Consider the following 25,454-nt stretch of genomic DNA (forward strand, 5'->3'; position numbering starts at 1 on the left):
ACAAAAGCGCCCCGAAAATCTTCGGGGCGCTTCTTTTTATTATGTCGTAGCTATTATTTATACAAACCAGTTCTTCACTTCTTCTAGCGAAGGATTTTTAATATCCAGCTTCATTTTCTTTTTCAAGCCGCCCATATCATTAAACACCTTATTTGGATTCGCAGCTTTAAAATCTTCAGTGGTATTGAAGCCCATTTTACGGATCACCTGTACCCATTCTGAAGGAACTCCTAGTGCTACAAAATCCTCGTCGGTACTTGCCGAAACTTTCTTTTCAGGACGCATTTGAGGGAAGAATAACACCTCCTGAATCGTGCTTTGGTTAGTCATTAACATTGTTAAACGATCAATACCAATACCCAAACCCGCTGTTGGCGGCATACCATATTCTAGTGAACGTAAAAAGTCCTCATCCATAGCCATTGCTTCATCATCTCCACGAGCAGCCAATTTCAGTTGCTCTTCGAAACGCTCACGCTGATCAATCGGGTCGTTCAACTCCGAGTAAGCATTGGCAATTTCTTTACCGTTTACAAACAGCTCAAAACGCTCTACTAAGCCTTCTTCTGTACGGTGCTTTTTAGCCAATGGAGTCATTTCAATTGGATAATCGGTAATAAAGGTAGGCTGGATCAATAAGTGTTCAACCTTTTCGCCAAAAATCGCATCCACTAATTTGCCCTTACCCATCGTATCATCTATCTCAATGCTCAATTTATGACACACTTCGCGTAATTGAGTTTCGTCCATTTTCGAAACATCAATACCAGTATATTTTTCAATTGAGCCATACATTGATAAACGTTCGTATGGCCCTTTAAAATCAATTTCATTACCCCAAGCCTGAACCTTTGTAGTTCCATGCAATGAAAGGGCAACTTTTTCGATCACCTCTTCGGTCATAGTCATCATCCATTTGTAGTCTTTGTAAGCTACATAGATCTCCATTGAAGTGAACTCTGGGTTGTGAGTACGGTCCATACCTTCGTTACGGAACATTTTACCGAACTCATAAACACCGTCAAAACCCGCCACAATTAAGCGTTTTAAATACAACTCATTAGCGATACGCAAGAACAAAGGCATGTCGAGTGTATTATGATGTGTATTAAACGGACGAGCCGCTGCCCCTCCATGAACCGCCTGCAAAATCGGGGTTTCCACTTCTAACCAGCCATGCGAATCAAAATACTGACGCATAGTGCTGATTAGTCTTGAACGGGTGATAAAAATATTTTTAAACTCCGGGTTAACTGTTAAATCAACATAGCGCTGGCGATAACGCATTTCCGGATCAGTAAAGCCATCATAAACATGTCCTTCTTCATCGCGTTTAACCACCGGAAGTGGTTTTAACGATTTGCTCAAAACTGTTAAGGAGCTAACATGTACCGAAATTTCACCGGTTTTAGTTAAGAAAGCATATCCATTTACACCAATAAAATCACCGATATCCAGGATCTTTTTAAATACCGTATTGTAAAGGGTTTTATCCTCACCAGGAGCAATTTCATCACGAGCAATATATACCTGAATACGACCCGATGCATCTTGCAACTCGGCGAATGAGGCGCTACCCATAATACGTTTACTCATGATACGACCGGCAAGTGATACCGACTGAAATTCAGTACTGCCTTCCTTAAAATTATCTTTTATCTGTTTTGCATGAGCGTTGACTTCAAATAATTCAGCAGGATAGGGATTGATGCCCAATTGGCGCAGTTCTTTCAACCCTTCACGGCGTTGAATTTCTTGTTCGTTTAGCATGGTTCTTCTTCTTAACTTTTCTTAAAACGGAGTGCAAATATAGGAATTTGAATATTAGGCAGAAAATAAGTCAAAAATGAATATTTTTAGCGGACAACCCTATTCCATATGACTAGAAAAATTTTGCTTTTCAACATACTGCTAATGGTAGGTTATACATCTAAAGCTCAAGAGTATACCATTACTTCTCCTAATCAAAAGCTAAAACTTATAATAAACACCAACAAGCATTTAAGTTATAAAGTAGAGTTCAATAACCAAACGGTCATTCAACCTTCCGAAATTTCACTTCAATTGGCTAATGGAAGAGTACTTGGCGATTCTCCAAAACTAGTAAAGAAGGATCAGCACAAGGTAAATAGTGAAATCAAGCCCCTATTTGGATATAATTCATCTTACACTAACAGTTATAATGAATTGCTACTTCATTTTAAGGGCGAATATACGCTTGCAATTCGTGCCTACAATGAAGGAGTTGCTTACCAATTTATCACTTCTTTCAAACAACCAATTATAATTAACAAAGAGCAGTTTGAACTTAACGTGAATGGAGATTATCCATTTACCGCTTTGGGAAGAAAAGATAAATGGCATGGCTATGAGACAAATTATACAACGCAGAATATTTCCGCAATCGATTCATTATATGCCTGCTTACCAAGTGTTATAAATTCAGGTAACAATGTTAAAATTGTTGTTTCGGAGGCCAATTTATATCATTACCCAGGGATGTATCTTTTGAAAAACAAGGAAAAACAGCATTCACTGATCGGCGAGTTTCCGAATTATCCACTCGATGTGCAACCAGGAGGTTATAGTATGTTCAACCTGAACGTTGTTAAATCGGCGGATTACATTGCCAAAACCGAAGGTGCAAATAAGTTTCCATGGAGAATAATTACCATTACGGATGATGAAAAATCGTTATTGAACAACCCCATTGTTTACTTATTAGCAGAAGAGCCTAAAGCAGATTACTCCTGGGTAAAACCTGGTAAAGTGGCTTGGGACTGGTGGAATGCCAATACTTTGCAAGGAGTTGATTTTCAATCGGGCGTAAACACGGAAACCTATAAATATTTCATTGATTTTGCTGCCAGAAATGGGATAGAATATGTCAATCTGGATGAAGGATGGTCGGACCAATTTGATTTATTAAAACTTTCTGATAAGATAAACATGATCGAAATAGTTGATTATGCAAAACAGAAAAATGTAAAACTCATTTTATGGATGGTTTGGCATACGCTGGATAAACAATTGTCTGAAGCCTTGGATCAATTTCAGAAGTGGGACATTGCGGGTATCAAGGTTGATTTTATGGATCGGGACGACCAACCGGTAATGGAGTTTTATGAACGCATAGCCAGTGAAGCCGCTAAAAGAAAACTGCTGGTAAATTTTCATGGTGCATGCAAACCAACAGGCTTGGAACGTAAATACCCGAATGTGATCAATTATGAAGCGGTTTATGGATTAGAACAGAATAAGTGGGAAACGTTGAAACCCGGGCATGATACTCATTTACCTTTCTTAAGAAACTTTGCAGGCCCTATGGATTATACTCCGGGAGCAACACGCAATGCCAGTATTTCAAACTTCCGACCTGTTTTTGAACGACCTATGAGCATGGGCACCCGATGCCATGAATTGGCTAAATTTGTTTGCTTTTATGCACCACTTCAAATGCTCGCCGACTCCCCTACCGACTATGAAAAGGAACCTGACATGTTGGATTTCTTGTCGAAAGTGCCGGTTGTTTGGGATGAAACCGTTCCTTTGAATGGTAAACTAGGTGAATATTTGGTCATTGCACGCAGAAAAGGCGATACCTGGTATCTTGCAGCCATGACGGATGAAAAAGAAAGAGACTTAACACTTCCAACCAGTTTTTTAAAAGATAAGCAATATTCAGCAACCTATTTTGAGGATGGTATTAACGCGGATCGTATTGGTACAGATTACAAGAAAAAAACAGCAATTTTAAAGGCAAACGAGCTTCAAAATCTATTCGTTAAAATGAAACCTGGTGGTGGATTTGTAGCGATTTTTAAGACAGAAAACTAAATTAACCAATTGTGTATGGCAACTGAACGTAAATACAAAAGCTTTAGTGAGTTTTATCCTTTTTATTTAACTGAACATAAAAATACAACCAGCAGGAGATTGCATTTTATAGGTACAGGATTGGTTATTTTAATTATACCTGCAGCTATGTTGTTTCATAAAGCTTGGTTTTTATTGCTGATACCATTTGTTGGCTATGGTTTTGCATGGGTAGGACATTTCTTTTTTGAGAAGAATAAACCTGCTACTTTTCAATATCCTCTGTGGAGCTTAGGTAGTGACTTTAAATTATTCTTTCAGATTCTTGCAGGCAAAGAAAAGCTATAAAAAAAAGAGCCAAGGTTTACACTTTGGCTCTTGTTTTTTATCGATTATTTTACGGCTTCATCAACACTTACTCTTAGATCTTTGAAGCTGCTTCGCAAGTCCATATATTGTTTCACAAGTTTTTCTTGTGTTTGTTTCATTAAAACCTGATCTGCTAAAACCTGTCGTCGACCACTTTCAAGTACAGGAATACTATCTAACAGTTCTTTGTGATGTTGTACAACAACTCCCATAGAGTCAATTAATTCCCGCTGGCGAAGCAACATACCTTTAGCTCGATTACGCAAAGCTAAATAAGCACTATCGCTTTCAGATTTAACAACCTTTATTAATGAATCCCGTTCGGTAATAGTACGAATCTGTTGAGCAATCATCAAATTATAGAGTGAATCCATTGCTGCTACTTTCGATTCGGTAATTTTATGGGCCGCTGCTATTTGTTCCTGATTTTCTTTTCGTTTACAGGCCGCAGCTATAATTAAGGTGGCAGTAATTAGAAATAAAATTCTTTTCATAAGATTGAGCGTTTACTTACTTAAATATAATTTAAAATTTGCTCAAACAAATACCTAAATGCTTAATAAATGAAAAAACTAAATAACAATTAAAATTTAAGTGAATACAACAGATGCATTTCTCACTATACTGATTTCTAATCACTTCCTCTTAATTAAGGTTGTACAAAAAAAGCTGCATCGTTTACGATACAGCTTTATAACTATTCTTAATTCTCAACTAAAAGACTTTATTAGTTTTCATTGTGGATAACTAGATTCCTCTGCGCTTTTTCTCCTTAACAATAAGACCTAGTTCACGTCCCATTTGTCCCGCAATAGCAGTATTCTCTTGTGCTCTACGGAATAAATAAGGCAAAACTGATTTAACCGGTCCATAAGGCACATATTTAACGACATTATAATTCTCGTGTGATAAATTATAACTCAAGTTATCACTCATACCCAACAACTGCGAAAAATAAACCTTAGGATTTTTAGTATCAATGTTATGTTCTGCCAATAAATTCACCAACTTCATACAGCTGACTTCATTATGTGTACCAGCAACAAAAGATATACGGTGGAAGTGTTCGATACAGAATTTTACAGCTTCATCATAATCACGGTCAGTTGCTTCTTTATTCGGTTGAATTGGCGACTTGTAACCCATCTCAGCAGCTCGTTCACGTTCTTTTTCCATGTATGCACCACGAACAAGCTTAGCTCCTAAATAATAATTACCTTCTTCGGCATCCTGCGTGTTCTTCTTTAGGAAAGCCAATCTGTCATGACGATAGATCTGATAAGTGTTATAAACGATAGGATCAATACGATTATATTTCTTCATCATATCAATCGTCACATTATCAATAGGGTCCTGAATCCAGGTTTCCTCAGCATCGACCATTACCGGAATACCAGCCTGATAAGCTGCGTGGCAAATCATATCAACACGAGACTGCACTCTTAACCATTCATCACTCTCTTTTGGTGTTAATTGATCACCGCGGTGGATCTTCTCCAATAACTCGAAACGTCCCAAGCCGGTAACTTTAAATACTGAAAAAGGAACTTTGTGATCTTTGGTAGCACGGCTTATGGTTGAAATAATCTCATGACAAGTTTCATCAAAGGCCTTTTCATTATTTTCACCTTCCACAGAATAATCTAAGATGGTACCAACCTTGAAATTAGCAAGCTGATTGATGGTGCTTTCGCAATCCCGAATACTTTCTCCTCCGCAAAAATGACTGAATATTGTTTTTCGGATAATGCCTTCAATAGGTAAACCTATTTTCATAGCAAAATTTGTCAACGGTGGGCCAATTTTCACTAGGAAATTGACATTAATTACTTTAAATAGCCAATAGGCTCTTTTCAGCTCGCTGTCCGACATATGCGAGAATGCAATTTCTGTATTGTCGAATGATAGAGCTGATGGTTTATTGATGGTGGGGCTCTCTATCATGCGACAAATATACATTTTTTACAATATGAACGATAAAACCGTTTATCTTTTAACCTATTGTACACCAAATAGTTAACACAAATAAAGACTTTTGAGTCTCGTATTAGTCTTAAAAAGAACCCGAACTCATTTTAAATAGAAATAGTAATTTAGCCGAATGAGTTTACCTGCCATCCAAAGTTCGGGCTACGAAGTGGTATTCGGCGATGCCGCTGAACTGCTTATTGATTTTCTAAAGAAACACACCTATTCCAAGATATTTTTTCTGGTAGATACCAATACTTCAGAGCATTGTTATCCAGGCATTGCCTTACATATCGCCGGTGATATTCCTCATGATATCATTGAAATTGATGCCGGAGAGGAAAATAAAAACATTGATATCTGTATCGGTATTTGGAAGATGCTTTTGGATTTTGGAGCCGATAGAAAAGCCTTGGTTATTAATCTCGGAGGTGGGGTGGTAACTGATATGGGCAGTTTTGCAGCTGCAACCTATAAACGAGGCGTTGATTTCCTTCAAATTCCAACCACCTTACTTTCGCAAGTAGACGCATCAGTTGGGGGTAAAACCGGAATAGATGTTGACGCTGTAAAAAATATGGTTGGTACTTTTACTAACCCTCAAACAGTAATTATCGACCCTAATTTTTTACAAACATTACCAAAAAGCGAAATTGTTTCAGGCTTTGCCGAAATTATTAAGCATGGACTGATTGTTGACAAAGATTACTTTAACTCAATCAAAACAATTGATTTCGAAAATATTGATGAGAAAATCATTCATCGTTCAGTAGAAATTAAAAATGAAGTGGTAACCGCTGATCCTCATGAGAAAAACATTCGCAAAAAACTAAATTTTGGACATACGATTGGCCACGCTGTTGAAAGTTATTCATTACAACACGACAAAACTCCATTATTGCATGGAGAAGCTATTGCCATTGGAATGATCACCGAAAGCTGGCTTTCAGCAAAGCATGCAAAACTTAGTGAAGCCGAACTGACCGAAATTTGTGACTTTATCTTATCAGTTTACCCAACCTATAAAGTGAATGAAAACAGCTTTGATGAACTCATTTCGTATATGAAAAATGATAAGAAAAATGAGGCTGATCAAATCAACTTCACACTGCTAAAAGCTATAGGGAGCTCTGAAATCAACTATACTTGCAGCGCTGAAGAGATATTAAATTCGATAAGATTTTACAACAACCTTATTAAATAGACAACAAAAAATAGTTTTGATTAAATTTTTTATAATTTTTATCAAATATTTTTTGTTTTACACAAAAAGACTTCTACATTTGTATAAATACGAAATAAGAAAACAAGCAATGATTATAAACAACGCATATTGGTTCTTTGGTTACTTTTACTTTTTTAGTGAGAGCCGGGACTAGTATGTAGATACAAAAGATACACTTACATAAAAGGTCCCGGCGCAAAAGCGACGGGACCTTTTTCATTATCAGCAGTATATGAACAAAAAAAGGGTTGCAATTCAGGGAACAAGAGCTTCATTTCACGAGGAAGCGGCTTACAAGTATTTCGGCGAAGAAATTGAAATTGTGGAGTGCGTTACGTTTAAACAAACGTGTGAAGCAATTAAACATAACAAAGCTGATTACGCTGTCATGGCCATCGAAAACTCAATTGCAGGCAGTCTGTTGCCCAATTACAACCTATTGCAAGAATACAATTTCCCGATTGTAGGTGAGGTTTATCTTCATATTCAATTACACCTGTTAGCTTTACCGGGAGTAAAATTTGAAGATGTAAAATACGTTCACTCCCATCCTATTGCTATTCGTCAGTGCAATGATTTTTTTGAAGATTTTCCGCACCTAGAGGTTCTTGAAAAAACAGATACAGCTGCGTGTGCAAAAAATATTCGCGAGAACAATTTAACCGATACCGTTGCTATTGCCAACTTAACAGCGGCGAAAATGTACAATCTGGAAGTGCTGGAACGCCGTATCGAAACGAATAAAAAGAATTTCACCCGTTTTCTGATACTGTCAAAAGACAGCATTGAATCAGTAAAAAACAATAAAGCGTCTATCTGTTTTCAGGTTGGAAACACTATCGGTTCATTGGCAAAAGTTTTAAACATTTTTGTTGAAAATCATATTAATCTAACAAAGATTCAATCGATGCCAATTATCGGTAAACCAAACGATTACAATTTTTATGTAGACCTGGAATGGGAAAAAGAAAGTGATTACGACCACTGCATGAGAAAGCTCCTAAAAGCGGTAGTAAACCTGGCTGTTATGGGTGAATACGTAAAAAATCCAATGAAATAAAAACGGCCCCCAACAAACAAACAAACAAACAATTATAAAAGGTTAAATTTAAACAATACAACATGAAATCATTCAACGTCCTTCCACTAAACGATTGGTTCCCAGCCGGAAACGAACCACTAATAATTGCCGGTCCTTGCAGCGCCGAAACTGAGGATCAGGTAATGGCTACTGCCCATGAACTGAAAAAAACCGGTAAAGTTCGTTTATTCCGTGCCGGTGTATGGAAACCTCGTACTCGTCCCGGAGAATTTGAAGGCCACGGAGCGGAGGCTTTGAAATGGTTGCAAAGAGTTAAAGCTGAAACTGGTTTTCCGGTTACTTGTGAGGTTGCTACAGCCAAACACGTGGAAGAATCATTAGAGGCTGGCGTTGATGTTTTATGGGTTGGAGCTCGTACAACTGTAAATCCTTTCTCAGTTCAGGAAATTGCGGATGCTTTAAAAGGCGTTGATATTCCGGTGATGATCAAAAACCCTGTTAACCCTGATCTTTCGTTGTGGATTGGCGGTATTGAACGTTTACACCGTGCAGGTATCAATAAATTAGTAGCTATTCACCGTGGTTTTTCTTCATTCGAAAAATCGGCTTTCAGAAATGAGCCAATGTGGGAAATGGCCATCCAGTTAAAAACCCAACATCCTGAATTGCCAATCATTGTTGACCCTAGTCACATTTGCGGAAACCGTGAGCTGTTGCCTTACATTTCACAAAAAGCAATGGATCTGGATATGCAAGGATTAATGATCGAAAGTCATATTAACCCTGCTACTGCATGGACAGACGCTAAACAACAAGTTACTCCTGAAAACCTGTCCGTATTGGTTAATAACCTTACACTTCGTAAGCCTGAATCTCAAAACGTTGAATTTGTTAGCAAACTGGAACAACTTCGCCAAAATATTGATAAGCTTGACGATCAGATCATTCAGAAAATGGCAGAACGCATGTCGATTGTGGAGAAAATTGGTGAATATAAACGCGATAACGATGTTACCATTTTACAGGTGAATCGTTGGGAAGAAATTATGGGTAAACGTACTGCATTTGCAAAAGCGTTGAACTTAAGTGAATCATTTACACACCGTTTATTAGACCTGATTCACAGTGAGTCGATTCGTCGTCAGACAGAGATCATGAACACAAAAGTAGAAGAACAGGCATAGTTAAAAGATTTCACAGATTAAATACCGATTACACCGATTCTTTCGGTGTAATCATTTTTCCAAAATCAGTGTAATCAATTTATTATGAACAGTATACTCGTAAAAAAAACTACCGATGTTCTTAAGGGAGAAATTATTCTTCCGGGTTCAAAAAGCGAAAGCAATCGGGCTTTGATCATGCAGGCCCTTTGCAAGCAACCATTTGAAATCCAAAATCTTTCTATTGCAGATGATACTGTTACACTTGAACATCTGTTAAAAACAGAAATCGCCTCTCAACAAACTGAAATAAATGTGGGTCCTGCAGGCACAGCCATGCGGTTTTTAACAGCACTTTTATCAGTTACTCCGGGTGAATGGCTATTAACAGGAACTCACCGAATGCTTGAGCGACCGATTAAGCTATTGGTGGATGCTTTACGCAATTTAGGAGCTGATATAGAATATACGGGCAACGAAGGTTTTCCTCCTCTAAAAATTAAAGGAAAAGACCTCAACCTTACGAATGAAATTTCCATTGATGGCAGTGTAAGCAGCCAGTATATTTCAGCATTGTTAATGATTGCCCCTACCCTTCCTAATGGTTTAGTTTTAAATCTAACGGGTGTTGTGGCTTCTCGTCCATATATTGAAATGACATTGGCGATGATGGCTGAATTAGGAATTGAGCATTCATGGACTAATAATACCATTGGCATTAAAAATCAACCTTATCAAGCCAATGATTTGTTCATTGAACCTGATTGGAGTGGATCTTCTTACTGGTACTCATTGGTAGCACTTTCAAAAGAGGCTAATATTAAACTTACAGGATTAAAAGACCACAGCTTGCAAGGCGATAGTGTTATATCTAAAATCATGGAAGATTTTGGCGTTAAAACTGATTTTCTGAAAGATGGAATCAACTTAACTAAAACTTCTGATAAGGTTACGGTAGACTTTATTGATTTTGAACATTGTCCGGATATTGCTCAAACATTGGCTGTAATTTGTGCCGGATTAGGTCACAATTGCACTTTTACCGGATTAGAAAGTTTGAAGATAAAAGAAACAGACCGTGTTGCGGCATTGCAAAATGAGTTAGGAAAATATGGTGTTACTATTACTCAAGAAGGTTTAAATTACCATATCGATTGTTCAAAAAGTTCGATTAATAAGGCGGCCACCGATACTTTTATCAATACTTATCACGATCATCGTATGGCCATGGCTTTTGCACCCCTGGTGCTAAAGGTTAATTCGATGGAGATTGAGGACCCTAAAGTTACAGGTAAATCCTATCCTCATTTCTGGGAAGATCTGGAAAAGATTGGATTTGAATGTACTCAGTCAGAGCTTAACACTACTAATTAAAACGATTAATGGAATAAGATTGGACGATCAAAATAGCTCCGCTCTTATTTCTTACTTCTTACATCAATAGAATGGCAGGCAATACATTTGGAGATGCTTTTAGAATAACTACTTTCGGCGAATCACACGGAACCGCCATTGGTGTAATTATAGATGGCTGCCCGGCAGGTTTAACACTCGATTTAGACTTTGTACAGTCAGAATTGGATCGTCGTAAGCCAGGGCAATCCAAAATTACTACCCAACGTAAAGAATCTGACACGGCTCAAATTTTATCAGGAATATTCGAAGGTAAATCAACAGGAACACCTATTACTTTCCTAATTCCAAACGAAGACCAGCGCTCAAAAGATTATGATCATAACGTGGGTCCCTTTCGCCCTTCGCATGCAGATTACACTTATCAAACCAAATATGGCATACGTGATCATCGAGGAGGTGGGCGTTCATCCGCACGAGAAACGGCTGCCCGTGTAGCTGCAGGTGCTGTTGCAAAACTGTTCTTAAAAGAAATTGCCGGAATTGAGATCAACGCATATGTAAGTGCTGTGGGTAAAATGAAAGTAGATAAGTCTTATCTGGAGCTTAACTTATCATCTGCAGAAAATAACATTTTGCGTTGTGCTGATCCAGAAAAAGCCGAAGAAATGATCGCTTACATTGACAGTGTTAGAAAAGCCGGAGATACTGTTGGAGGAGTTGTGACTTGTGTTGCTACCAAAGTGCCTGTAGGCTTGGGTGAGCCTGTTTTTGATAAACTACACGCTGACTTAGGAAAAGCCATGTTAAGTATTAATGCGGTACACGGTTTTGAATACGGTTCAGGTTTTGAAGGAGCCACAATGCTGGGTTCTGAGCATAATGATCTGTTTGATACGGATTTTTCGACCAGAACCAATAATTCAGGAGGTATTCAGGGCGGAATTTCCAACGGTCAAGATATCTACTTTAAAGTTGCCTTTAAACCTGTTGCCACGATTATGAAAGGACAAGAAACGGTTGATAAAGAGGGTAAAAAGGTTGAGCTACATGGCAAAGGACGACATGATCCATGTGTAGTACCTCGGGCTGTTCCTATAGTGGAAGCTATGACAGCACTTGTATTAGCCGATCATTATTTACGAAATAAAAATTCCAAATTATAAGAGAAGAGGCCAAGCGCCTCTTTTTTCTTTAAAATGCCTCTTTAGAAAATTACTTTTCTTCTATTTTTGCGCGCGCAATTAAACTAAATACAAATGAAAAAAATCTACTTATTAACCATTGCCTTATTAGGCATGGCTAGCGTATCAGTGGCACAATCTAAAGCCAGATTCGGACTTAAATTTGGGGCGAACTTCGCTAATCAACATGCTACCTATCAAAATGTTAGCAAAGACGGATCAACATTAACTAGTTTTTACCTTGGCGGATTTGTGAATTCAACGATCAAAAGAGACTTTTCGTTTCAGCCGGAGTTTATCATTTCTTCACAAGGTGCCCAGGAATATATCAACAGAACAACTGTTACTTACAGCACTGTAAATATCAATATTCCATTAATGTTTAAACTAAGAGCTATTGACGGATTAAACTTTGAAGCGGGACCACAGCTAGGATTTTTATTAAGCGCAAATAATCGTGCCAATGGTCATTCAGTTGATGTTACTGATGGCTACAATGCAGTTGACTTGGGCGTAAACCTTGGAGCGGAATACATATTCTCTTCAGGCTTTCTCTTGGGTCTTCGTTACTCACATGGCCTTACTGACATTGTAAAAAACGATGTAGGCACCACCACCAATCGAGTTATCTTATTCGGAATCGGTTATCGGTTTTAGTTTTTAATAATAGTTTAATAAGGTCTGGCTAAAACCCAGGCCTTATTTTTTTAAGTAGAACTACCCGAAAAGTTATTTAACATATGGCCTCTTAATAAAAGTTCTATATTTGAACCATCATTTAAAAATTAAAACCAAAATGAAAAAATTCTACTTATTAATTGTAGCAACCTTATTATCAGGAGCAGCATTCGCGCAATCAGTAAAATATGGTATTAAGGTTGGAGCCAACCTTGCCAATGTAACCAAAACCACTTTTGAATTTAATGGAGCAAGTGAAGAATCTTTACAACCTAAATCATTAATGGGTTATCAGTTCGGAACTTTCGCAAACATTAGCCTTGCAAACACATTTGCTATTCAACCAGAGTTATTGTTTTCAACTCAAGGTTGGAAAGGGAAAGAATCAGGTGTAGAAGAAGGCACACCATACACTGCCGAGACTACCTTTAAATCAACTTATTTAAATGTTCCGGTTTTATTTGAATATAAACCGATATTAGGCTTAGGATTTATTTTAGGGCCTCAATTTGGTTATCAGATCAACAAAAAACAAGATTTTAAAGTCTCTGCCTTGGGAATGAGCCAAACTGAATCACTGAACAGTGAAGATCTGGATAATGAGGCCAAAGATGCGGGCTTTGAATATAATAAGTTCGATTTAGCGGCTGTAGTTGGCGCCCAATATACAATTACAAAATTTGTTGTCGGCCTTCGCTATAATATGGGTTTAACTTCATCAAGTAAATCAAACATTGATGGTTTAAAACTTAAAGGTGGTAAAAACAATGTATTTAACTTCTCTGTAGGATACACTTTCTAGATAAAAAAATATGAACGCAAAAAAGGCCGTCTTTTCAAGATGGCCTTTTTGCTTTTTGGGCCTCTATTAAAATCATTAAAATGTTTCCTATATTTAATATTAAACACTTATAATCAAACAAATACTCATTCATCTAACTACAACTACCTCTCATGTCTGATCAAAAAACCTTTCACCTGGGCCTTTGTATGGCCGGAGCCGTTTCTGCGGGTGCTTATACGGCCGGAGTAATTGATTACCTAATTGAAACATTAGAACGCTGGGAAGAAGCAAAAAAAACTGGGGACCCTTCGATCCCAACACATCAAATTGTTATCGATGTTATAGGCGGGGCATCAGCAGGAGGAATGACCTCGATTATTGCCGGAGCTGCCATGCAAAACCCAATTGGCCATATTACTCCTGATAAACGAAATGACGAAGCCTTTAAAAACAATAACAAACTTTATGATTCATGGGTGAACCTGGCTGCAGATGATATGTTGCCATTAATGCTCAAAAATGATGACATAGAAAAAAACAATAAGGTTATCTCACTTTTTAACTCCGACTTTATAAAGGGCATTGCCGATAAAGCCGTGACAGTTAATCCAAATACACCTTATCCTCGCCCTTATTTATCTGACGATGCAGATATTTTGGTAACCTTAACCAATTTACAAGGCATCCCCTATTCATTAGGCTTTTTGGGTGGTGTAAGTAAACTAGATCAATACAAAACCTCCACACACCGTGACTTTGGTCATTTTGCATTAAACAAAACAACTTACAAGAATGATGGCCGTATCCCGCTCTCTTTCCTTAATAATACTAATCTCGATATAGCCAAGAACTGTGCTATGGCAACTGGAGCATTCCCCGTTGGACTTTCAGCCAGAGAGATTCAAAGAGACAAGCAACAGGTTTTTGACAACAGGTTTATCAATCTGCTGAATGAGATGGAGAAAAAATATAACACCAATATTCCAAAATCAATTGTGACTGATAACCTTATTGCTCAAAAATCATTTCTTCATGAAATATTTGACAAGCTTCAAAATCAGAATGCTTATACTACCTTAAACGTAGATGGTGGGATGCTCAATAATGAACCTTTTGAAATTATCAGAGATGTAATTATTGATAAGACAAAAGAAGACAGAGCGGCAAATAATAATTATGACACCTGCCGAAGCAGCATTTTAATGATCGACCCATTTCCCTGTGAAGACCCAGAAACTGATTTCGATTCAAGCATAGGTATAATGAACGTAATAAAGCAAACCTTTAAAACTATGCGAGGTCAATTACTTTTTAAACCACAAGACATTGAAAAAGCAATGGATCCTAAAAACATCAGTCGATTCCTAATTGTTCCGGAGAGAGAAAACAGCACTGATAATATTTCAGGAAGCATGGCCATTGCTTGCGGTTCATTTGAAGGATTCGGAGGTTTTTTTGATAAATCATTCAGGGTTCATGATTATTTTCTGGGTCGACGAAATTGCCAGTATTTCTTACAAGAATGGCTTACCATCCCAGTCGATACCACCAATCCCATTTTTACAGAGAATTATTCGCCTGAAGCTAAAACCCGTTTTCTATCTAAAAAAGGAGGCTTGCCCATTATTCCTGATACGAATAAAGGAAATTCCAATATGGAAGAAAAGGCTTTAGATTGGCCTCAAATTGAAGCATCAAAAGTGGAAAGTTGGCGAAAACTTTTCAGGGAACGGATAAAAGAGCTTACATTTAGATTAACCGATCTGAAAGGGTTCGATAAATTTCTTTTAAATATTGGTTACGGAATTTTAATCGGAAGAAAGGCGACCGATGCCGTAATAAATATGATAACTAACGACTTACGAAAACATAAATTAATCAAATGAAAAGAGTTACCGGTATAGGCGGCATTTTTTTTAAGTGCGATGACCCTGAAAAACAAAAAGAATGGTACGAAAAACACCTTGGCATTCAATCAGGTGAATATGGCGCCACATTTGAATGGCGTGAAAAAGAAAACCCTGATCAAATCGCTCATACAGCCTGGAGTCTCTTTAAAGCCGATTCGAAATATTTTTTTCCTAGTACCAAACCTTTTATGTTTAATTATAGGGTTGAAAATTTAAGCGAGTTATTAAAAGTTTTAAAAGAAGAGGGCGTTACAGTTGTTGGAGAAATAGAAGAGTTTGAATTTGGAAAATTTGGATGGATACTTGATCCGGAGGGAAATAAAATAGAATTATGGGAACCAATGGATGAGAATTATTAATTAGAATATAATTCTATTGCCTAAAAACAACTAGTTTTAAACTCTTATGATTCATATTTTGTATATTGATAAAAATTAATCTATAAGATTTAATAAAGTATCATTAATCACCTCATAGAAATTCTAAAAATTTACACTCAAGCATGAAAATAATCGTTTTTGGTGCTTCCGGCCGTACAGGATCTCAAATTGTAAAACAAGCTTTAAATCGAAATTTTCATGTTACGGCTTTTGCACGCAATCCCTATGGAGTGCATATGTTGCACCCTATGCTAGAAATAATAATGGGAGATGTTCTAGATCATGAAAAGGTTCATGAAGCTCTCCAAGGACATGACATTGTACTGTCAGCATTAGGCTTTGTTAATCCCGAGCATCGTTTGATTGGCTACTACAACATTATTAATGCAATGAAAGACCTGGAAATTAAACGATTAATTGCTGTTGGCGGCATGGGAGTTTTACAAGCTACTGCTGATACAATTATTGCCAAAACGCCTTCATTCCCATCTCAATATGTTTCGGTTTCTGAAAGTCATCACAAGGTTTATGAAGCACTGAACAATAGCCACCTCGATTTTACTTTTGTTTGCCCACCCAATATAATTCAAGGTGAAAAAACAGGAAACTACCTGGTAAAACCTGATTATCATCCGGGAGGAATGTCAATCAACAGCGGAGATCTTGCCGATTTCATGTTAAACGAAATTAAAGACCAGGCATTTATCAGAAAAAGAGTGGGTATATGTAATGCTGAAAATAGCATTACACAAAAGTAAAATCGCTATAACAGTTTTTCAGACCTTTTTCCAAAAGGTCCCGGCGAAGGTTCTTTCCTATAAATACTATTTTACTGGTTCGCACCATTCCTGGCTCCCAATCACTCCCAAGAGTATAAGTTGCATTTTTCATTACCGATTGCACTATATGTCTTTCATCCAGCCCGGCAAAGTTCAACACTCCCTTTACTCTGTAAAAACTTTGTCCCTGAATTACCAATAACACATTCAGCCAATGTCTGAATTTCAATAAATCCAATGGCTGGTCAAATACAAACGCTTGAGATACCACTTCCTCATGCTTTGATTGTAAATTCATTGGAAAAAACCGGAACCCCTGTTCCACTTTCCTCGCTTCATAAGCATCCTGATTTAACAGATCAACAGTCTCCTGCTCACCAAACTTGGCCTTTATTATACTTGCGTAAGGATTAACATTTTTTACAGTGGTTTCCACTTTTTCTAAGGTTCCCTCATTAACCAAATCAATCTTATTTATTACGATAACATCGGCAAAGGCCATTTGCTTACGCACCTCTTCCCTTTCGGTCATCTGCTCGATCAGATTTTGGGCATCAACAAGACAGATTACTGCATCCAACTTAAAATGCGCTTGAATAATCTGGTCGCCAATAAAGGCTGCTGCAATTGCTGATGGATCAGCAATTCCGGTACTTTCAACCACCAAATGATCAAAAACTGGAAACTCTTTAACCAAATTCGCCAGCACTTCATTGAATTCGCCATTCATCGAACAGCAAATACATCCGCTCGAAATTTCAAAAAGTTCATTATCTCCCTTATAAACCAGTTCACTGTCAATACTTACCTCACCAAACTCATTTTCAAGCACAACTAATCTTTTATCATTATTCTTTCTGATCAATTGATTTAATAATGAAGTTTTACCTGCGCCTAAAAAACCTGTTAAGATGGTTACCGGAATTGGATAATTGGATTTTTGCATGAACAAAAGTACTGATATTAACTTTATGAAATAAAAAGGGGAATGCCCACTCCCCTGACTCGTTAGATAATTTCCTCTTTTTTGTGTCAAAAAATCTACCCAAACTAGTTACTTTGCTTTCTGATAGAAAATATCCATTATTTCGCTTATGTCACAACCCATTAATACCGGTATCCTATCTTACGGATACTCTACCAAAGTTTTTCACGGACCACTTATCAGCAATGATCCCAATTTTAGCTGGACAGCTGTTGTGGAGCGAAATCATGAAGATTCAAAGGAAAAATATCCCCACCTAACCATTTATAAAAGTGTGGAAGAACTTTTATCAAATGAAAAAATTGAACTGATCATCGTTAACACACCTAATCAAACTCATTATGAATATGCCAAGAAAGCCCTAATGGCTGGTAAGCATGTAATAATTGACAAACCATTTGCAGCTACTGTAAATGAAACCAAAGAGCTAATTGCCCTTGCGCAAAAACAGCAAAAAATGCTTACAGCTTTTCACAATAGAAGATGGGATGGTGATTTTAAGATTGTAAAACAAGTTATTGAATCAGGTGATTTAGGACGATTGGTGGAAGCAGAATTTAAATTTGAACGATACCGTACAAGTTTAAATCCGAAGAAACATAAAGAAGAAGCTGCTCCTGCAACCGGACTTTTATATGAAATTGGGACACATATTATCGATCAGGCTGTTGTTCTTTTTGGTAAGCCTCAGGGTGTTTATGCTGATATTTTAAAACTCCGCGATAATTCTTTGGTAGATGATTATTTTGAATTGATTCTTTATTATCCGCAGCTTCGACTAAAATTGAAAAGCACACTTTTAGCTAAGGAAGAACTCCCTGGCTATATTATAAATGGAACAAACGGTTCATTTGTAAAAAAACGCATGAATTTACAGGAAGATCAGTTAAAAGCAGGTATGGTACCGGGTGATGCTGGTTATGGAGAAGAACCTGAAGAAGAATGGGGAATTTTGAACATCGACAAAAATGGTGAAACGTTGAAGACTAAGCTTCCTACTCCTTCATCAAACTATAGCGACTTTTTCAACTTGGTTTACGACCACCTACGACAAAATGGACCTGTTCCAATTGATCCGAGTGATGCACTAAAAGGCATCGAAATTATTGAGGCTGCATACCATAGCAATTCCAACAAATGCGTAACCAAGCTTTGATAGGGCGTCAGAATTGGTTATCTTCCGCCGCAATTTATTGAGAGTATGAAAAAGAAATATGCAGTAGGTGTAGATATTGGTGGTTCCCACATAACCTCGGCCGTTATTGATCTTGAAAATGGAAGCATTGTTCAGAACAGCCAAAGCCGGATGCGAGTTAACGCGCAAGGAACGCCGGAAAATATCATTGCCGTTTGGAGCGAATGCATAAACACCTCTATTGACCTGATCGGCAGAGAGAACATCACAGGAGTTGGCATCGCAATGCCGGGTCCATTCGATTATGATTTAGGTATCAGTTACATCAAAGATCAAAATAAGTATGATTTACTATTTGGGCTTAATATTAAAGAATTACTTGCTAAATCGTTACAGCTTGATTTAAATCAACTTTTATTTTTAAATGATGCCGCTTGTTTCTTAAAAGGAGAAACCTTTAGCGGTGCCGCCGCCGGCAGTACAAAAGCAATCGGACTTACCCTAGGAACCGGATTAGGATCGGCCTTTTATTTTGATCATAAAGCTGAAGATGCCAATTTGTGGTGCAGTAATTTCAGGGATGGAATGGCGGAAGATTATATTTCAACACGTTGGTTTGTGCGTCGCTACGCCGAACTATCAGGACGTGAAACCCCTGATGTTAAACATTTATCCGAACTGGTTTCTACCGATGGAACCGCCCAAATGGTATTTGAAGAATTTGGTAAAAGTTTAAGTGAATTTACCATACCACTTATCAAAGAAAAAAAACCAGAATATGTGGTTATTGGCGGAAACGTTGCCAATGCCTGGGATCTATTCATTAACAAATTGCAGGATGATGCCGCCAAAGAATCGCCGGAAACAAAAATAGTCAAGGCACAACTTTCAGAAGATGCTGCCTTATTCGGAGCGGCAACTCTTTTCTTATAAAATGGGAATTTAATGCCCACCAGAAATATCATAAACGCTCTTTGATAGACTTAAAGGGCGTTTATCATTTAGCGCGTTTTTTGTAGATTACTTAAACATAATGTTTAATGAACCCTAAACATTGTTGTTATGAAAAATCTCTTCGTTTCCCTATTAATAATTGTAGCATGTATATCCTGCAAAAACAATAACGGAGATGAATCTCCTCCCCCCGGCTCCGACACAACCTTTACCGTTAATGTTTCAACGTTGATAAAAGGTCTTGATACCCCATGGGAAATGACTCAGTTAACAAACGGAAGAGTGTTGGTTACCGAACGACCTGGAAGAATCAGAGAGATTAACAATGGCGTGCTGGAAAGCCAGCCTTGGTTAGATCTTAGCTCATCCGTTGATGAACGGGGAGAATCGGGTTTGTTAGGAATTTCAGCGGACCCTGATTTTAACACAAATAAATATGTATATGTAGCTTATACCTATTCGAATGAGGGTAATTTTCTCTTAAAATTAGTGCGCTTAAAAGAAAACACATCCGGTAAAGGCGAAATAAATAAAGTCTTGGTTGATAACATAAGAGCCAATACTAGTCACGATGGTGGAGCAGTCAAATTTGGCCCTGATAAAAAATTATATTGGACCGTAGGTGATGCCGGAAACACTTCATCTGCTCAGAATTTAAATTCGCTTAATGGAAAAATCTTAAGGCTGAACACTGACGGAAGTATACCTTCCGACAACCCAGACCCTGCATCATACGTTTATTCATACGGACACCGAAATCCACAGGGATTAGCTTGGCAACCAAAAACCAATCAATTATACTCCACAGAGCATGGTCCGTCCGGCTCTCCAACTTGCTGTAGAGATGAACTTAACTATATAGAAAAAGGCAAAAACTACGGCTGGCCCAACATTTACGGTGACCAAACAGCAACTGGAATGGTTTCACCAATTTTGTTCAGTGGAAACGATTATACCTGGGCACCTGGAGGAGCAACATTTATTACCAAAGGAAAATGGAAAGGCGACTTATTATTTACCGGCTTGAGAGGTCAATCACTTTACCGTGTAGTCCTTGACTCAAAGGACAACCGAAAAGTTTTACACCTATATAAACATTTCGAAAATGAGTACGGAAGATTAAGAGATGTAATGCAAATGCCGAATGGGGATATTTGGCTTGCGGTTAGTAATAAGGATGGACGCGGAACTCCTGGTACTGATGACGACAGGATATTAGTAGTTAAAGTGGAATGACGGTTATGCCGGAAAATATTTTTTCATACGTTCCACCACCTCATACACTGCCGGACAAATAGCGGTGTTTTTTAAGGTAATATCCAAAATTTGGAGCATTGGAGAGTGATCGGTATGCGGATATTCTCGGCAAGCCTTAGGCCGGTCTTCGTAAACCGAACAATAATTATCATTACCTAAAAACGGACAAGGAACTGTTTTTAAAACATAATCATTGTCTTCATCAATACGAAGGTATTTTTCAACAAAATCACCAGGTTTCAGCTTTAACCTCGAGGATAAACGCTCAATATCACGCTGAGTGAACAAAGGACCTGTTCCTCTGCAACAATTAGCACAAGTTAAGCAATCGGTTTTAGCGAACACAAGTTCATGCTGTTCAGCAAAAGCCAAATCAACTTCCCGCGATTTTTTGTTTTTTAACCGCTCAAAGTACCTCTTATTTTCCTTCTTTCGCTTTTGCGCCTCGCCCTTGAGTTGTTTTAAATCAATCACTACAGATAAACTTGTTTAATGAATCTGAAACCTATAAAAACACAATTACCCCACGCCAAGTGAGGTAAATGCCTTTATGTTTATATCACCGGAATTTTAACATACCGGCCATATTAATTATTGTTGATTTTCGCGCTCTTGAGAAACATTAAGTACACGTGCAATAGCCGTTAAACATAATACAGCTCCAACGGCAATAAGTCCCCAGCAAACCAATGATAATACATGTGAATCAATAATAAATCGGGCAAAAGTTCCGATTAATACAACAATTACACCTACGGCTAAAAATGCGAAGTCTTTATCTAGTTTGCTTTCCATTGTTTTAAAATTTTGCCAAAAATAGGTTTTAACTCCTATTGATGCAAATTCTTCAAACTGAATAAAAAAAAATAAAATGAATTATGAAGATTATCAATTTATTAAGTAAAATTGGGGCAACGTAAAAAAGAGTTAGATAAAGATGCAGAAAAGAACTAAACCAAATAAAGTAAAAATTGCTCTCTCCTTATTATTTTCCGCCTTGTTAATATTTAATTTTTCGAATGTTAACGCTCAGGTGAACAAATCAAAAAAGATTAGAACCATTATTATTGATCCAGGACATGGCTATCCTACCCTTAATGCGCACGGCCGTTATAGCTACGAATCAGACCTGACTCTAAGTTTTGGACAAGAGTTGGCGAAGATGATCAGGGATTCTCTACCTGACATTAAAGTAGTAATGACAAGAAACGACCGAAATGACGCTGGTGGATTTGCAAGTGCGAAGGAAGCTAATCGTTATCGTGCAAGATTTGCTAATGAAAACCATGGTGATCTTTTTATCAGTATCCACTGTAACTGGGCGCCTGGTAGAAAAAACTCCGAGATTGTTGATTACAAAACCACAACCTATTATACAGGCAAAGGCAGCAAAAGAAAAAAACATACCAAGAAGGTTCCTGTTTATAAAACCTGGACCAGCCCTAGTGCTACCAATGGTGTAGAAACGTTTATTTGGGCTGTGAATAAAAACGATTCTAAAGTACAGTTTGTTCAAAGCAACAATACTGATTCAACAGAATTGCATGGAGAGCAGGGCGATAATGGTTCAGCTGACGATATGTTCGACTCTCCGGAGGCAAAAATTATGGCGTCATTGGTAACCCGCAAATTTTTTGACCAAAGTTTAATGCTTGCCGATATGGTACAAACAGAGTTTGTTAAACAAGGCCGTGTTAATCGTGGTGTAAAACAACGTAACAACGAAGGAATTTGGGTGCTTCAGGCTACCGCAATGCCAAGCATCTTGGTTGAAGCCGGGTTTGTTTCTAATCCGGAAGAAGAAGATTATATGAACAGTGAAAAAGGCCGCCAGGAGATAGCATCTGCTATTTTGAGGGCTATTATAGGGTACCGGAAGAACATTGAGCTTAGTTCATCATACGTTCCTACAAATACAGCCGAGTAAATTCAGATACACAGAGATAATAAAAAGGGGAGGGCTAAATTAGCCCTCCCCTTTTTTATGGCTGAAAGTTGTTTACTTCCATTTATTCTTTAATGCAGCCAACATCGAGTTCATGTCCTGAGGCTCTTCAGCTTTTGGTTTACTTTGCTGCTGTTGCGATGGACGATTTGCTCTATCATTGCGCATTTTTTCTTTCTCGACCTTGGTACGTTGAGCTGGAGCACTCTCATCCTTCATCGTTAATGCAATACGTTTGCGATCGACATCAACTTCGGTAACAGTAACCCAAACCTGTTGTGCAACCTTAACCACTTCATTCGCGTCGGTAATAAACTTGTTCGAAAGCTGGCTCAGGTGAACCAATCCATCCTGGTGAACACCAATATCTACGAAAGCACCAAAGTTAGTGACGTTAGTTACTATACCTGGCAGACGCATACCTATTTTCAAATCAGCAATTTCATTCACATCATCAGCAAACTTGAAAGCCTCAAACTCTTTACGAGGGTCACGACCTGGCTTATCCAACTCCTGCATAATATCATTCAGGGTAGGCAAACCCACAGTTTCCGAAACATATTTCTTCAAGTCAATTTTTTTACGCAGTTCTTTGTTAGCTAATAGGTCTTCCATCTTACAGTTAAGATCTTTGGTCATTTGCTCAACAATATGATAAGATTCTGGGTGAACAGCGCTAGAGTCTAATGGATTAACCCCATTTACAATTCTTAAGAAACCCGCGGCTTGCTCAAAAACTTTTTCACCCATACGAGGAACCGCCATTAAATCTTTACGCGATTTAAATGCACCATTCTCATTACGGTAATTGATAATATTTTGTGCCAAAGCAGGGCCTAATCCCGAAACATAGGTAAGCAACTGCTTGCTTGCGGTATTCACCTCTACTCCAACGGCATTTACACATGACCCAACTACTTCATCCAATTTATTTTTTAAAGCTGTTTGATCAACATCGTGCTGATATTGTCCAACGCCAATAGATTTAGGATCAATTTTTACCAATTCAGCCAAAGGATCGGCCAATCGACGGCCAATAGAAACAGCACCACGAACGGTTACATCATAATCCGGGAACTCTTCACGCGCTACTTCAGATGCTGAATAAACAGAAGCTCCCGCTTCGTTCACCATCACTACTGCGATATCTTTAGGCAGGTCTTTTATTCCACGTACAAAGGTTTCTGTTTCGCGGCTGGCAGTACCATTACCAATTGCAATTGCTTCAATTGGAAAACGCTGACATAAAGCCAAGACAACTGCTTCAGCCTCTATCATTTTACCCTGAGATGATGCTGTTGGATAAATTACCGTATTCTCTAAAAGTTTCCCTTGCGGATTTAAAACAACCACTTTACAACCGGTACGGAAACCTGGGTCAATTGCTAAAATGCATTTTTGTCCCATTGGTGCGGCTAATAACAACTCACGTAAGTTATCGGCAAAAACAACAATAGCTTTCTCGTCAGCACCTTTTTTAGTTAATAAACGCATCTCCGTTTCAATTGACGGAGCCAACAAACGCTTATAACAATCGTCAATAGCTATTTTAATCTGGTCAGCAGCTTCTCCCCTGCTTTTTACAAATACCCCTTCAATAATATCAATGGCATCTTCTTTTACAGGCGCAATATCAAGACTCAGGATCATTTCCTTTTCACCACGGCGCATAGCCAATAAGCGATGCGAAGGAGTATTTTTCAGTAATTCCGACCATTCGAAATAATCACGGTATTTAGCGCCTTCTTCTTCCTTGCCTTTCATTACTGTTGAAGTGATCATCGCCTTATCGGTAAATAGCGTGCGCATTTTATCACGACAAACTGCATCTTCATTGATCATTTCAGCAATAATATCCCGAGCACCTTGTAAGGCTTCACTTTCATTGTTCACTTCTTTTTCTACATCAATGAACTTAGCTGCTTCACCTTCAATATCTTTAACCTCCTGCGAGAATATAGCTAAAGCCAATGGCTCCAAACCACGCTCACGGGCAATTGTCGCCTTAGTACGGCGCTTAGGTTTATAAGGAAGATAAAGGTCTTCCAGGCGGCTCATGGTGGCTGCAGCAAGAATATCTTTCTCCAACTCATCAGTCAGTTTGCCCTGTTCTTTGATTGAATTAAGAATAGTTTCGCGACGTTTATCCAACTCGCGCAAGCGTTCTATTTCATCGCGAATAGCAGCAATGGCTACCTCGTCAAGACTGCCCGTTAACTCTTTACGGTAACGAGAAATAAAAGGAATCGTAGCTCCTTCGTTCAACAACCCTACTGTTGCTTCTACCTGGCGGCTGCCGATGCCCAAATCCTGGGCAATCTTCAGAAAGTACTTTTGTTCTGACATGATTTTTAAATGAGGCTGCAAATATAATCGCGTGTTTTTAGCAAACAGAGAGTTTTTTCAAAAAATGTTTAAGTGGTTTAAAGTGAATAATTTGGAGTTTAATCAATGAATCAATCTCCGTGAAATCCGATCTCAATTATTAAGCTAACGTTAAATTATTACAATCATATCCATCTGATTT

Annotated in this window: 23 protein-coding genes; 16 read left to right on the top strand and 7 right to left on the bottom strand. The window is 38.1% G+C overall.

Annotated elements, in window-relative coordinates:
- Positions 1-57: 57 nt before the first annotated feature.
- Entirely contained in the window at positions 58-1,770 is a 1,713-nt protein-coding gene (gene lysS / locus NF867_RS05615; RefSeq protein WP_252586673.1) for a lysine--tRNA ligase, read from the bottom strand.
- A 108-nt stretch (positions 1,771-1,878) separates the two neighbouring features.
- Here lysS and NF867_RS05620 point away from each other — a divergent pair, with 108 nt between their 5' ends.
- Positions 1,879-3,837 (top strand): glycoside hydrolase family 97 protein, encoded by a 1,959-nt coding sequence (locus NF867_RS05620; RefSeq protein WP_252586675.1) that lies wholly within the window; start codon positions 1,879-1,881, stop codon positions 3,835-3,837.
- Between the two features lie 15 nt (positions 3,838-3,852).
- Positions 3,853-4,164, top strand: a complete 312-nt coding sequence (locus NF867_RS05625; RefSeq protein WP_252586676.1) for an Mpo1-like protein — start codon at positions 3,853-3,855, stop codon at positions 4,162-4,164.
- A 44-nt stretch (positions 4,165-4,208) separates the two neighbouring features.
- Here NF867_RS05625 and NF867_RS05630 read toward each other — a convergent pair whose 3' ends face one another.
- Complete coding sequence (locus NF867_RS05630) at positions 4,209-4,679, bottom strand: hypothetical protein (protein WP_252586677.1); 471 nt, start codon at positions 4,677-4,679, stop codon at positions 4,209-4,211.
- A 253-nt stretch (positions 4,680-4,932) separates the two neighbouring features.
- A complete protein-coding gene (locus NF867_RS05635) occupies positions 4,933-6,129 on the bottom strand; it encodes a proline dehydrogenase family protein (RefSeq protein WP_252586678.1) in 1,197 nt (398 codons plus the stop codon).
- Between the two features lie 157 nt (positions 6,130-6,286).
- On the opposite strand from NF867_RS05635, the gene aroB reads away from it, so the two are divergent.
- The 10 genes from aroB to NF867_RS05685 all read left to right on the top strand — a co-directional run bounded on the left by aroB (position 6,287) and on the right by NF867_RS05685 (position 16,630).
- Positions 6,287-7,357, top strand: a complete 1,071-nt coding sequence (gene aroB / locus NF867_RS05640; protein ID WP_252586679.1) for a 3-dehydroquinate synthase — start codon at positions 6,287-6,289, stop codon at positions 7,355-7,357.
- Between the two features lie 253 nt (positions 7,358-7,610).
- Positions 7,611-8,438 carry a prephenate dehydratase gene (locus tag NF867_RS05645; RefSeq protein WP_252586680.1) on the top strand — a complete coding sequence of 276 codons (828 nt, stop codon included), beginning with the start codon at positions 7,611-7,613 and terminating at the stop codon, positions 8,436-8,438.
- Between the two features lie 62 nt (positions 8,439-8,500).
- Positions 8,501-9,604, top strand: coding sequence for a chorismate mutase (locus NF867_RS05650; RefSeq protein ID WP_252586681.1), 1,104 nt, complete (start codon positions 8,501-8,503; stop codon positions 9,602-9,604).
- 84 nt (positions 9,605-9,688) lie between these two features.
- Positions 9,689-10,957 carry a 3-phosphoshikimate 1-carboxyvinyltransferase gene (aroA, locus tag NF867_RS05655; RefSeq protein WP_252586683.1) on the top strand — a complete coding sequence of 423 codons (1,269 nt, stop codon included), beginning with the start codon at positions 9,689-9,691 and terminating at the stop codon, positions 10,955-10,957.
- Positions 10,958-11,028: 71 nt separating this feature from the next.
- Positions 11,029-12,102 (top strand): chorismate synthase, encoded by a 1,074-nt coding sequence (gene aroC, locus NF867_RS05660; RefSeq protein ID WP_252586685.1) that lies wholly within the window; start codon positions 11,029-11,031, stop codon positions 12,100-12,102.
- Positions 12,103-12,195: 93 nt separating this feature from the next.
- Positions 12,196-12,777, top strand: coding sequence for a porin family protein (locus tag NF867_RS05665; RefSeq protein ID WP_252586687.1), 582 nt, complete (start codon positions 12,196-12,198; stop codon positions 12,775-12,777).
- Between the two features lie 139 nt (positions 12,778-12,916).
- The gene (locus tag NF867_RS05670) at positions 12,917-13,600 is read left to right on the top strand and encodes a porin family protein (RefSeq protein ID WP_252586688.1); all 684 of its coding nucleotides are present in this window, start codon (positions 12,917-12,919) and stop codon (positions 13,598-13,600) included.
- 152 nt (positions 13,601-13,752) lie between these two features.
- The gene (locus NF867_RS05675; protein WP_252586690.1) at positions 13,753-15,468 is read left to right on the top strand and encodes a patatin-like phospholipase family protein; all 1,716 of its coding nucleotides are present in this window, start codon (positions 13,753-13,755) and stop codon (positions 15,466-15,468) included.
- Positions 15,465-15,851 carry a VOC family protein gene (locus tag NF867_RS05680; protein WP_252586692.1) on the top strand — a complete coding sequence of 129 codons (387 nt, stop codon included), beginning with the start codon at positions 15,465-15,467 and terminating at the stop codon, positions 15,849-15,851. Before NF867_RS05675 ends, NF867_RS05680 begins: the two co-directional genes overlap by 4 nt.
- A 143-nt stretch (positions 15,852-15,994) precedes the next feature.
- Positions 15,995-16,630: an NAD(P)-dependent oxidoreductase gene (locus NF867_RS05685; protein WP_252586693.1), complete on the top strand. Its 636-nt coding sequence runs from the start codon at positions 15,995-15,997 to the stop codon at positions 16,628-16,630.
- Here NF867_RS05685 and NF867_RS05690 read toward each other — a convergent pair.
- Entirely contained in the window at positions 16,617-17,597 is a 981-nt protein-coding gene (locus NF867_RS05690; RefSeq protein ID WP_252586695.1) for a CobW family GTP-binding protein, read from the bottom strand. The genes NF867_RS05685 and NF867_RS05690 overlap by 14 nt on opposite strands.
- Positions 17,598-17,745: 148 nt before the next feature.
- Here NF867_RS05690 and NF867_RS05695 point away from each other — a divergent pair, with 148 nt between their 5' ends.
- The 3 genes from NF867_RS05695 to NF867_RS05705 all read left to right on the top strand — a co-directional run bounded on the left by NF867_RS05695 (position 17,746) and on the right by NF867_RS05705 (position 20,961).
- On the top strand, positions 17,746-18,792 hold the full coding sequence (locus NF867_RS05695) for a Gfo/Idh/MocA family oxidoreductase (protein ID WP_252586697.1): 1,047 nt from the start codon (positions 17,746-17,748) through the stop codon (positions 18,790-18,792).
- A 45-nt stretch (positions 18,793-18,837) separates the two neighbouring features.
- Positions 18,838-19,704, top strand: coding sequence for an ROK family protein (locus tag NF867_RS05700; protein WP_252586699.1), 867 nt, complete (start codon positions 18,838-18,840; stop codon positions 19,702-19,704).
- A gap of 129 nt (positions 19,705-19,833) precedes the next feature.
- Positions 19,834-20,961: a PQQ-dependent sugar dehydrogenase gene (locus tag NF867_RS05705; protein ID WP_252586701.1), complete on the top strand. Its 1,128-nt coding sequence runs from the start codon at positions 19,834-19,836 to the stop codon at positions 20,959-20,961.
- A 3-nt stretch (positions 20,962-20,964) separates the two neighbouring features.
- On the opposite strand, the gene NF867_RS05710 is transcribed toward NF867_RS05705, so the two are convergent.
- Together NF867_RS05710 and NF867_RS05715 are read right to left on the bottom strand one after the other, a co-directional pair.
- Positions 20,965-21,456, bottom strand: coding sequence for a YkgJ family cysteine cluster protein (locus tag NF867_RS05710; RefSeq protein WP_252586703.1), 492 nt, complete (start codon positions 21,454-21,456; stop codon positions 20,965-20,967).
- Positions 21,457-21,573: 117 nt separating this feature from the next.
- A complete protein-coding gene (locus NF867_RS05715) occupies positions 21,574-21,777 on the bottom strand; it encodes a hypothetical protein (RefSeq protein ID WP_252586705.1) in 204 nt (67 codons plus the stop codon).
- Between the two features lie 142 nt (positions 21,778-21,919).
- On the opposite strand from NF867_RS05715, the gene NF867_RS05720 reads away from it, so the two are divergent.
- Entirely contained in the window at positions 21,920-22,909 is a 990-nt protein-coding gene (locus NF867_RS05720) for an N-acetylmuramoyl-L-alanine amidase family protein (protein ID WP_252586707.1), read from the top strand.
- Positions 22,910-22,981: 72 nt separating this feature from the next.
- Here the strand turns inward: NF867_RS05720 and NF867_RS05725 are convergent, their stop codons facing one another.
- Positions 22,982-25,273 carry a Tex family protein gene (locus NF867_RS05725; RefSeq protein WP_252586709.1) on the bottom strand — a complete coding sequence of 764 codons (2,292 nt, stop codon included), beginning with the start codon at positions 25,271-25,273 and terminating at the stop codon, positions 22,982-22,984.
- Positions 25,274-25,454: the final 181 nt, after the last annotated feature.

This window comes from Solitalea agri (assembly GCF_023914155.1).
Lineage (GTDB): Bacteria > Bacteroidota > Bacteroidia > Sphingobacteriales > Sphingobacteriaceae > Solitalea > Solitalea agri.